General features: G+C 37.4%; 4 protein-coding genes. All 4 read left to right on the forward strand.

Translation table 11 applies throughout. The features are described 5' to 3' along the window. Nucleotides 1–215: 215 nt before the first annotated feature. The 4 genes from bafA (ACFIKB_RS05005) to ndk all read left to right on the forward strand — a co-directional run bounded on the left by bafA (ACFIKB_RS05005) (nucleotide 216) and on the right by ndk (nucleotide 12,495). The gene (gene bafA / locus ACFIKB_RS05005; RefSeq protein WP_375652963.1) at nucleotides 216–5,780 is read left to right on the forward strand and encodes a BafA family autotransporter; all 5,565 of its coding nucleotides are present in this window, start codon (nucleotides 216–218) and stop codon (nucleotides 5,778–5,780) included. Nucleotides 5,781–6,140: 360 nt separating this feature from the next. Continuing rightward, a complete protein-coding gene (bafA, locus tag ACFIKB_RS05010; RefSeq protein ID WP_375652964.1) occupies nucleotides 6,141–8,705 on the forward strand; it encodes a BafA family autotransporter in 2,565 nt (854 codons plus the stop codon). 405 nt (nucleotides 8,706–9,110) lie between these two features. After that, entirely contained in the window at nucleotides 9,111–11,681 is a 2,571-nt protein-coding gene (bafA, locus tag ACFIKB_RS05015; protein ID WP_375652966.1) for a BafA family autotransporter, read from the forward strand. Between the two features lie 391 nt (nucleotides 11,682–12,072). Beyond that, nucleotides 12,073–12,495 carry a nucleoside-diphosphate kinase gene (gene ndk / locus ACFIKB_RS05020; RefSeq protein ID WP_375628682.1) on the forward strand — a complete coding sequence of 141 codons (423 nt, stop codon included), beginning with the start codon at nucleotides 12,073–12,075 and terminating at the stop codon, nucleotides 12,493–12,495. Nucleotides 12,496–12,679 lie beyond the last annotated feature (184 nt).

The following is a 12,679-nucleotide window of genomic DNA, read 5'->3' on the forward strand; positions in this document are numbered from 1 at the left end:
ATAACACTTTTTAAGCGTATCAAAAAGAAATTAAACCTTTTAGTTGTGCATGCATTTTAAAACACAGGGTGTATATTTGATCTGTCAGAGTGTAGTCCATCGAATGCTTTATTATCTTAAAAAACATGAGGTTGAGCAATTGCATTGAGTTGTTTTGGTCTATGCACTTTTTTCTAAATGGGGGAATTTAAATTTGAAATTATGGAGTGTGAATAATGCAACGCAAATTGAAATTAAGTTTTTGTGCATTAATGACCAGTGGTTTTTTTGTCAAGATTGCGAGTGCAGATGGAGTAGCGACACCAAAAGAAAAGTTATTAACACCAGTAAGTATCAGTGAACATCTAGAAGAGACAAAAAAATTGTTATTGGAAGTGAGGGGATTAAAAGAAAAAAAAAGGGGATCAAAAAGGATAGAGAATAAACAGATAGTAGAAGGAAGCAAGTCTTCAGAAGAGGAAAGGGAGAGATTAGAAAACCTATTCTTTGAAGTACTCACAAATTCAATAATAAGTGATGGTGCTACTATCTATATTACTAATCAAGATTCTGAAGATTCTGAAATAAATAGCTTTAAATATGAAGATGCAGGCTATTCCATCAATAATACGGTTCAAGAAGGTGGAAAACTCTACATTGATGCAGCAAGTGTTAGCAGGGATACGACAATTGAGAGTGGTGGTATTGAATTCGTCCAAAATCTGAGCAGTTCAGAATATGCTACTGTTAAAAAAGGTGGTAAACAAATTGTTGAGAGTGGTGCAAATGCTGAGGGGGCTAAAATCTATGGTGGTGAGCAGATTATTTTTGGTAAGGGGGTTCTTGGAACTGGTTTGTTGCGTAAAGATAAGGAAAGCAGTGCTTATAACACCGAAATTTATGCTGAAGATGGAATCCTAGGACTACAAAGTGTCTATAGTGGGGGGATGGTTGTTGACACAAAGGTTATGAAAGGAGGTGTCCAGAATCTTGATGGTAAAGAGAATTTTAATAATGGATTCTCAGAAGATACTGATACAGCTGATACAGAAAATGAGGATTTTACAATCAATGAGGGGGCTTTTGCACTTAGTACCGAACTTTTTAAAAATGGTGCGCAGAATATCTTAGCAGGAGGGAATGCGAGCGAAGTTACTTTATATGATAGAGCTACTCAGAAGATATATGATTCTGGATACGCGGATAATCTAACAATTAATCACCAAGCACAATCATGGGTTTTTGCTGGTGCAATATTAGATAAGGATACAAATGTTAATGATTTTGGCAACCTCTATCTTTATGCTGGGAATGGTGAAGCTGTTACGGAAGTAGAAAATCTTATTTTAAATGGAGAAGATGCCAAGTTATACTCTATTGCAACTAAAAATAACGCTACTCTCTCTCAGGTTAATATCCAGAATTTAACTGGAAGTGGCAGAGTTATTTTTACATCTTTTGGGGCTGATAAGCATTACTCTAAGCTTAATATTGATGATCTATCAGGTTCTTTACATTTTGAGTTTAATGTCAACTTTGCCAAGCATCTTAGTGATTATCTTGTTATTAAAAAAAGTGGTTCAGGTTATCATACAATAAGTGTTACTGATTCTGGAGGTGAGGTTACAACCCCTTCCCACAAAAAGCTTAAATTAATTTCTGATCATAGTGGAAACGCTCATTTTACTCTGACAAATACTTTTGGTGAAAAAATCAGAGCTATTGATGCCGGAACCTACATGTACAGTTTGAAACATAGAAAAAATAAGAGCAATGGTAAAATTTGGTATTTAGATGCGAATTATGCTCTTGATGAGGAAAATACCTCTTTATTTTCTGATTTTAACTTGCAACCATCTGCGATGGCTTCATTATCGAATGATCTCACAGAACGCACAATTGAAAAGGGAATGATTGTTACGATTGCTGATCCTAGCTTTGATAGTAACAGTGAGAAAGTTGATAGCAATGGAGAGACTTCAATTAGTAATATAGTTAAAGATGCTGGAAAGCTTTCGGTTTATAACGGTGGTTTTAGCCTGTATACGACAATTCAAAGAGGCGGTACTGAACTTATTAGAACACAGGGTCTTTCACAGGATAGTACAGTTAAGAGAGGGGGAAAACAAAAGGTTGAAGATGGGGGGAAAGCTGAAGGGGCTCAAATTTACGGTGGTGAGCAGTTTGTTTCAGGAAAGTTTGATATCAAAGGTGAGATGGTAAGGAGTAGCGCCTATAACACTGTCGTTTCTGGTAAAAATGGAGTGCTAGGATACCAGAATGTGTATGATGATGGAGAGGTTTTTAGCACAAAGATCATGGAAGGAGGGGTACAAAATCTTTTTGTGGAAAAAGATCTAGACCATTATAGCAGTTTTGCATTTGATACGAAGATCTTTTCTGGTGGAGAACAACACGTTTTAGCAGGAGGAATCGCGATTGGTGTTCTCTTACAAGGGAATGCTTTTCAAGCAATAGATTTAGGAGGCTATGTAAAAGATTTAACGATTAAGGATCAAGCACAATCGTGGTTGCATTCTGGTGCAACATTAGAAGGAAACACCATGATTCATGATTCTGGACGGATTTATCTTTATGCTGGTGCTGAGCAATCTCATACTGAAGTAGAAAAAATTGTTTTAAATGGTAAAGATACCACATTATACTCTATTGCTTCCAAGATGGATGGTGAAAGCTCTCTGATTGAGGATCTAAGCGGGGATGGACGCGTTGTTTTTACTTCTACCGTGTTTAATCCACATTACTCTAAACTTGAGGTCGGTAATCTTTCAGGTAATTTACATTTTAGGTTTAATACTAATTTTGCAGAACAGCGCGGTGATTATCTTCTTATAAAAAAAGGAGCAGGTCATCACACCATCAGCGTTATCGATTCTGGTGCTGAAATGACCAATTCTCTTCTACAAAATCAGAACTTAGTTTTGGAGCTTGATTTAATTCATGATCAAAGCGGAAATGCGCATTTTACTCTGATAGATTTTGGGGGTGAAGAGATAGCTACTGTTGATAATGGAGTCTACATGTACGCTCTAAAGAAAAAAGATCATAACGGTGGAAAGATTTGGTCTTTATCGACATCATCTACATCGGAAAAAATTTCTACTCCTATCTTTTCTCCATCTCATACGGAGTTGCCTATAGATAACTCTTTTGAGCAAGAAAATACTGTTTCTCCTTCGGAAGATTCTATAGCCGATTCTTATACAGGTGATTTCAATTTTTATGCAGAGGATTTCATTACTGGTCTAGGTGAAAAAATTTTACAAAACTCCATACTTGGTGACAATAGCATAGTTTATATTGCTGGTGATGGAGAAACGGATGATTTTAAATTATCCATTAATAATACAGTTCCAGAAACTGCAACACTCTATGTTGAGACTGGTGGTTTTAGTAAGAATACAACAATTGAAAATGGTGGTTCAGAGATTGTAGGGGAACAGGGGATCTCAGAATTTACGATTATTTACGAGGGTGGAAAACAAAGAGTGGAGGGAGGAGGATCCGCATTGAGAGCTGAAATTTATGGTGGGGAGCAGCTTGTTTTCGGAGAGGGTTATGTAAATGGTGAAATTGTGGGGAGCAGCACTTATAACACGACACTTTATGGTCAAGGTGACACGCTGGGACAGCAGAATGTATATGATGATGGGATGGCTGTGGGAACAAAAGTGATGAGTGGAGGAATACAAACTCTTGCTAAATGGTTCGCAGATGATGATGATTTTGTACAAAAAAGTGGTGGCTTAGCCGTGAATACTGAGGTTTTCGCGGGTGGGGTACAGCGGGTATTAGCAGGGGGAGAGGCGGATATTGTGACTTTACACCGCCATGCTGCTCAAGAAGTTCATGCTGGTAGCATTGTAAAAAATCTAACAATTAAAGAAGGAGCCAATTCATGGGTTTTTGCTGGTGCGATGTTGGAAGGAAAAATAAAGATTCATGATTTTGGACAAGTCCATCTTTATGCTGGAAATAATAGCTTTTATACTGAATATAAAAATTATCAGACAACAGTAGACGATATTAATTTAGAGGGAGAAAACGCTAAATTATACTCTATTTCTACTGGATATGGAAACACAGAAACCTATATTAAGAAGCTAAGCGGTGTGGGAAATATTATTTTTACTTCTACAGAATCCAATTTACATTACTCTAAGCTTTATATTGATAATCTTTTTGGGAGTCTACATTTCGATTTTAATGTCAGCCTTGCAGAAGGAGAGGGTGATTATCTCTTTATCAAGAATGGCCGTGGTTCTCACACAATAAGTATTGTAGATTCCGGTATTGAAATTGTTGATCCTTCTTCAACAGAACTTGATTTAATTGTTGATCAAAGTGGAGGAGCACATTTTACTCTGAGAAGCTTTTCTGGTGCAAATGTTAAAACTATTGATGGCGGAACCTATATGTATGGTTTAAAACAGAGAATTGATGAGGATGGGGGTGAAAAAGTTTGGTATTTATCTGCGGTATTTATTGATAATGTTTCATTTCTCAACAGTTTGCCACGTAGTAGGAGTAGATCTACGTGGCATTTAAATCAAAATCAATCAGCTTCTTCTCTTTCAACTATTACAGTTACAAAAGAGCATGCTATTAAGTTGCTACATCGAAGAGAAAACCGCCAAAACTTAAGGCAAAAATCTCCAGCTTCTGTATCTCTAACTGTTTCAACTCTTGGAAGTCAAATTATTGAAGGGGCATATCCAGCAAGTTCTCTTCATTTTTCTGACGGAAAGCAACAGGCTATTGTTTCAGAATCTTCACAATCTTTAGCCGATCAGATGATTTTGCGTCCAGTTCATAAAGAACAACCTTCTCCACAATTGAGTGAGACGCTTTCAGTTTCTCACTTTTTAACCACTCCCTCTACAGATGCGGTATTGTCTATGTCTGTGGCTCCAGCGATGGTTTTTCACAATGAAATGCAAACCGTGCGTGCGGGAAGAGGAATTCTAGATAAAAGTAACAAGAATGCAGCTTTATGGAGCTATGCGATCAAGTCTAAAGAGAGTATTGCTACAGAGCATATAGATTTTAAGTTGGATCAGACAGGTATTGTTTTAGGGATCAATAGTTTAAGCGAGTGGGAAAATGGAGAATTTTATATAGGTGGTTTTGGCAGTTATGACCGCGTACGCATTGCGCATGCACGGGGTGGTATGAGCGGTATCAATACTTATGGCATTGGCGCTTATGTCACTTATTTGGATCATAGTGGATGGTATTTAGATGGTATTTTAAAATATAATCATTATCAGAATACTCTAAAGGCAGTTTCAACGAATGGTTTAGGGATTGAAGGAAGCTATAGGCAATGGGCGGTGGGCACTTCCTTTGAAGCAGGTTATCGACTTAAGACGTCAAAGAGCAGTTGGTTGCAGCCTTATGGACAATTTACATGGTTGCAAGTTGAGGGTAAAGAAATCAAGTTATCGAATGACATGACAGGTAACATGCGTCCATTCACTTCATTACGCAGTGAGGTTGGCTTAACTTTAGGATATGAATTTGGTTCTCGCGTGGATTCCTCATCACTTGCGTATATTACAGCAGCATGGTTGCGTGAGAATAAAAATGACAACCATACATTGATTAATCAACGGCATTCATTTACCACTGACTTATCGGGTAATGCAGGTAAGTTAGGAATTGGTTTGAGCAGTTTAGTGAGTGAGAAGTTAAAGTTATATGGTGAGGCACATTATGTTAAAGGACGTAAAACAAAACAGTCCCTTCAGGGTATTTTAGGTGTACGCTATAGTTTCTAATCATATGGTTATTTTTTAGTTATCTTTAAATATATGATTGTCTTTAAAGGTCTTTAATGAAGGTTCAGAGAACAATTTTTAGAGCATGCCGCTTCGCTTTTCATGGTAGCTGTATACCCTTATATACTTTATTATGCATTACTTTTTCTTTGATAAGAAAACTCCGAGGAAATGCTAAAGAAGCACTATAAAAACGCCCTTATATTCTTAATCAAAAAAGTATTAAAAAAACTGTAAAGAACAGTTTTTTATGAGATAAGAAGGATTTTTAAGAAGGATTGTTTGTAATCTAAGGTTGAAAATATGTTTTGTAGAGCTAATTACGTTTAGTGTCTATGCAGGCGTGAAGGGGGGGAGGATATGGCTCTACAATATAAATGGAAACGACATTGTTGGATACTCATGTTGAGCAGCTGTTTTGTGCAAGCTGCTGCTGCAAATGAGGGGGGAGTACCACTTTTTTGTCAATCTTCAAGTTATGAAAATGGCAAAAAATTTCAGGGTCAATACAATGAGGATATGAAAACAGGAAGATGCATACTTGGAGCATCTAATGATGTTGTTATAAGGACGCGCAATGAATTATACTTGTTAAAAAAGCCTAGCGATTTTACTGAGGATAAGGGCGCTAGAGTGTTTGCGAGTCAACAGGAGCTTGACAGCAGTCGTCGTGACAATGTCGGATATAATGTACAAGAACAAAATATTGCGTTTCTTAAAAAACCTGAACTTATCTTCATTAAAGATGGGGCACTGTTAGAAAATTATGTCCTTGATAATGAAGGTAAAGCATACATTTCAAATGATGGCGAGAGTGATAGCCCAGGGCGGTCCATTAATAACACTGTAAGGAATGGTGCAGAGCTTTATGTGTATGCAGGAGGTCTCAGTGAGAATAGTAAAATTGAACATGGTGGAACTGAAAATGTTGAGGCTTTAAATGGAAAACAAGGCTTTTCGAAAAATGCTGTCGTTAAAGAAGGTGGACAACAAAGTGTTGGAAATGGAGGAAAAGTAGAGGGGACTAAAATTTATGGTGGGGAGCAACTTGTTTTCGGGGAGGGGGATGTTGGAGGAGAGGTTAAAGGGAGTAGTGCTTCTCATATTGTCATTTATGGTCAAGATGAAACACTAGGACAACAAAAAGTATATGATGGCGGAAAAGTTTGGGATACGAAAGTTATGCGAGGGGGCGTACAAGAGGTTGGAAAAAAATCTCAAAGTGCTAAAAATGGTGGTTTTGCATTTGACACAGAAATTTTTAGCGGTGGTAAACAGCGTATCTTAAAAGGCGGTAAGGCTATTGGAGTTACTTTAAATGAGAGCGCTATTCAGGAAATATATGCTGATGGATCTGTAAAAAATCTAACAATGAATGATGAAACAAAATCATGGGTGCATGCCGGGGCAACATTAGAAGGCAAGACACAGGTAAATCATTCTGGGCAGATTCATCTTTATGCTGGGAATGATCAACATCGTACCATAGTAGAAGATATTATTTTAAATGGAAAAAATACAAAACTGTACTCTATTACTGATGAGTTTGATGGAAAAAGTTCTTTGATACAAAAATTAAGTGGTGAAGGGAGTGTTATTTTTTCGTTTACAGGTTCTGATCCATATTATTCTCAGCTTCATGTGAATAATCTTTCAGGAAATTTACATTTCGCGTTCAATACTACGATTGCCCATAACCGTGGTGATTATCTCTTTGTTGAGAAAGGTGCTGGGAATCATACGATAAGTGTTGCTGATTCTGGAGTTGAAATCACGGATCCTTTTTCAAATAAGCGTGATTTAATTATGGATCAAAGTGGTGGCGCACATTTTACGCTGACAGATCTTAAGGGTGACAAAATTAACGCCATTGATGGTGGAACTTATATGTATGACTTGAAAGAAAGAAAGGATGAAAATGGAAAAGTGTGGTTTTTATCTGCAGACCGCCTCAGTGGACCAGAAACCTCTATTCCAGATCCGGCAAATCCTTTTGTTCCTGGTGAGACATCAACAACACCCTCTACAGATGCAGTGTTAACGTTGTCCGTAGTTCCTGGACTTGTTTTTAACAATGAGTTGCAAATTGTAAGGAATGGTAGAAAAATTTGGAACAGAAATAGGAAAGATATCGAACTATGGACTTATGCGATTAAGAGCAGAGAACGTATTGCGACAGGACATACACACTTTAAGCTTGGGCAGACAGGTTTAGTCTTTGGTGCTGATCAGTTGAGTGAATTAAGGCATGGAGAGTTGTATGTTGGTGGTTTCGGTAGTTATGATCAAGCACGTATTTCTCATGCACGAGGTGGTAATAGTGATCTGAGTTCTTATAGCATTGGAACTTATGCAACTTATTTTGATCATCGCGGATGGTATATGGATGGTGTTTTGAAATATAATTATTACCGAGATAATTTGAAAGCTATCTCCACGCATGGTTTAGCTATTCAAAGTCATTACAATCAGTGGGCGATAGGTGGGTCATTTGAAATTGGTTGTTATTTTACACCGGCACAGAATACTTGGATGCAGCCTTATATCAAGCTAACAGGTTTGCAGGTTGAAGGTAAAAAAATAAAACTTTCAAATGGAATGATAGGTGATCTAAGCCCATTGGTTTCATTCCGCAGTGAAGTTGGATTAACTGCAGGACATGAATTCTTTGTGAATTCAGAAACTTCATTAACAGCTTACATTATGGCAGCTTGGTTGCGTGAGAATGTAAATAATAATTATACGACAATTAATAACCAGCATAAATTTATTACAGACTTATCGGGTAATGCAGGTAAATTGGGAATTGGTGTAAACGGTTCGGTCAATGATAAACTGACACTTTATGCGGAAGCACATTATCTAAAAGGACATAAGATTAAGAATGCTCTTCAAGCTATTTTAGGATTACGCTATAGTTTCTAAATATGTGTGTACGCGGCTGATTAACTTTATGAATGTAATTATTTTGCAAGCTTAAACAGATAACGCTCGATTTTATCTTCTCGAGAGTGTAGAGATCTTCTCAAACAGTAAGGATATCTTTATACTCTCCTTTGAAGGCACGAGCGTTTTTTTCATCTATAACTTCAAATATTGAAAATTGTTCCTTGAACTCAAGTGAACAGTTTGAATTTTATTCAGACTTTCTGCCTTAAGTTAGAACTTTCTAGCTGCTTATAGATGCACAACTTAAAGTTGTTTATATTAAAAAATACACTTTAAAAGTGTTTTTAAACATAAATAAAACACATTACGATACAATCTAAGACGGGTTACCTACGTAGCCGTGGGATATTTTTCTAAATAATTGAGAGTGGAGTGTCGATAATGCAGTATAAACATAAGTTAAGTTTTTCAGTATTGATGATCAGTAGTTGTCTTGTACAAGTTGCAAATGCAGTTGAAAACAGGAATGGAGAGCTAACAATAGTAGAACATGTAGGAAATCGAGCAGAGATACCAAAAGGTTCAGCACTGATTACAAATAATTTTCCCAGTAGTAAGAGTAAAATTGGAGATGGCGGTGTTGAAATTGTTGAAAATGGAGCAACTTCTATAGGTTCCACTATTAAAAAAGGGGGAATGCAAATAGTTACACGCGGAGGAACTGCGATAGGTACCGAAATCCTTGGTGGTAAGCAGTTTATTCATGAAGAAAAAGATCTTGATCTTACAAGCGTGGAGAGAAAAAGTAGTGCATATAATTCTACAGTTTCAGGGGATGGTGGAGTAGTGGGACAGCAGAATGTGTATGATGGAGCGTGGGTTTGGTATACGAAAGTAGGAGATAACGGAGAACAAAATCTTTATTCGGGAGAAAGAAAAGAGGGGGGAAAATCAATGTATGCTGAGATCTCTGGGAATGGGAGACAGCACGTCTTAGCGTTAGGAGAATCTTATGCTACTAATTTGAAAGATCATGCTATTCAAGTTGTATATCCTGAAGGGTTGGTGGATGGTCTGACAGTTAACAGTTTTGCTAAATCGTGGTTCCATGTTGGTGTACAAGAAGTCGTTGGAGAAGTAAGGATTAATGGTGGCGGAGAACTTTATTTATTCGCTGGTGATAGGACAAACCATATCACTAAGAAAAAGATTCCTATAGAGGCAAGAGTTGATGAAATAATATTTGAGGTTGGTGAACGAAATATAGGAGAAAAACCTCAGATTGAAATTGAAGATTTAGGAGGGCATAATGGAACTGTTATTTTTACTTCTATTCCGTATGATCCACGACATATTTCACTTCATGTTGAGAAACTTTCAGGGAATTTACATTTTCGATTCAATATTAGTGCTACGGGGGATGCGAGTGATTACTTGTCGGTTGATGAGGGCACAGGTAATCACAAAATAAGCGTTGCAGATTCTGGTGCTGAAATCACAGGCTCTCTCTCAAAAAGGAATAGTTTAGTTACTGAACTTCCATTAATTACTGATAGAAGCCAAGATGGAGGGGCTAATTTTACTCTGGCAGATTTTTTGGGCAAGAACATTACAGTTGTCGATGGTGGAACCTATCAGTATCAATTGCTGAAGAGAGAAAGGTGTGCTAGTTCTAGTGGTAGTGCTACAATTTGGTCTTTAAGCAGAGTCTCTGAAAATGCAGAACATTCGAGTACTGAAGCACAGTGTGTAAACAAGAAAACGAAGGTTCCTCTTGCATTGTCTCATCAAGGCGCTTCTTCTGGAGGAAAAAATACCGGTCCTCGTAAACCTACTAAAAAAGAGCAACCCAAGCCACGTCCTCCACGTCATTTAAGAGAAAGACAGAATATCTCTAGTGTTTCGGTATCTCCATCTAAAGAAAATCGCACTCATGTGAAGTCTCCCCCAGCAAGTTCTCTTCATTTTTCTGATGGAAAGCAACAGGCTGTTGTTTCAGAATCTTCACAATCTTTAGCCGATCAAATGATTTTGCGTCCAGTTCATAAAGAACAGCCTTCTCCACAATTGAGTGAGACGCTTTCAGTTTCTCACTTTTTAACCACTCCCTCTACAGATGCGGTATTATCTATGTCTGTGGCTCCAGCGATGGTTTTTTACAATGAAATGCAAACCGTGCGTGCGGGAAGAGGAATTCTAGATAAAAGTAACAAGAATGCAGCTTTATGGACCTATGCGATCAAGTCTAAAGAGAGTATTGCTACAGAGCATATAGATTTTAAGTTGGATCAGACAGGTATTGTTTTAGGGATCAATAGTTTAAGCGAGTGGGAAAATGGAGAATTTTATATAGGTGGTTTTGGCAGTTATGACCGCGTACGCATTGCGCATGCACGGGGTGGTATGAGCGGTATCAATACTTATGGCATTGGCGCTTATGTCACTTATTTGGATCATAGTGGATGGTATTTAGATGGTATTTTAAAATATAATCATTATCAGAATACTCTAAAGGCAGTTTCAACGAATGGTTTAGGGATTGAAGGAAGCTATAGGCAATGGGCGGTGGGCACTTCCTTTGAAGCAGGTTATCGACTTAAGACGTCAAAGAGCAGTTGGTTGCAGCCTTATGGACAATTTACATGGTTGCAAGTTGAGGGTAAAGAAATCAAGTTATCGAATGACATGACAGGTAACATGCGTCCATTCACTTCATTACGCAGTGAGGTTGGCTTAACTTTAGGATATGAATTTGGTTCTCGCGTGGATTCCTCATCACTTGCGTATATTACAGCAGCATGGTTGCGTGAGAATAAAAATGACAACCATACATTGATTAATCAACGGCATTCATTTACCACTGACTTATCGGGTAATGCAGGTAAGTTAGGAATTGGTTTGAGCAGTTTAGTGAGTGAGAAGTTAAAGTTATATGGTGAGGCACATTATGTTAAAGGACGTAAAACAAAACAGTCCCTTCAGGGTATTTTAGGTGTACGCTATAGTTTCTAATCATATGGTTATTTTTTGATAGATCTCAATGTGTGTAGAAGGATTTTCAAACCTAGATCGGAGTATCTAGGTTCATCCTCTTTAAAGAAGAAGGCTTTCAAAAAGATATATTTTGCATGTTAGGCTTTTCTTATGATTCTTTATTGCTTCAATGATAAATTTGATGAGAGGCATTTAAGATTATGTAAGAAGGTTCAATATTTATTGAGAGTCGGTAGCGCATCTTTATGATGGGATGAGAAATTAAAGGTATTTCTATTAAAGTTTTTTTTATAATTCATTCTATATTTTTGAGAATTTGTGTAGATTTTTGCAGAGTCACTTGGCAAAGGGCTTCTTGCTCGCTATAGAAATGGCGAGAGAATGTTATAAATGAAATAAAGGTGGTTAAATGGCTTTAGAGCGTACTTTTTCGATGATTAAACCAGATGCAACCCGTCGTAATTTGACTGGCGCAATTACTAAAATGCTTGAGGATGCGGAGCTACGTGTTATTGCGTCTAAACGTGTCTGGATGAGCAAACGTGAGGCTGAAAATTTTTATGCTGTTCATAAAGAACGCCCTTTTTTTAGTGAATTGGTGGAATTCATGTCTTCTGGTCCAACCGTTGTACAAGTTTTGGAAGGCGAAAATGCAATAGCTAAAAACCGTGAAGTAATGGGGGCTACGAATCCTAGTGATGCAGAAGAAGGGACAATTCGTAAGGTTCATGCTTTATCGATTGGCGAAAATTCTGTCCATGGATCCGATAGCGCTGAAACGGCAAAAACAGAAATCGCCTTTTGGTTTTCTGAGGTAGAAATTGTTGGTTAATAAAGCGTTTATAATAATAAAGCGTATATAAGAAGCAAAAATCCGAAACACTATATTTCGGTTTTTTGCTTATAAGATTATAGACTTTTTTAAAAGCATAGGGAGCATTCATCGTTTTTTTAGCTTTTTACTATTTTTTTGAAGAGCTTTTATCTACATGCTACCCTTACTTGTAATGTGCAAA

This window comes from Bartonella sp. MR110HLJHH (genome assembly GCF_042194225.1).
Classification (GTDB): domain Bacteria; phylum Pseudomonadota; class Alphaproteobacteria; order Rhizobiales; family Rhizobiaceae; genus Bartonella; species Bartonella grahamii.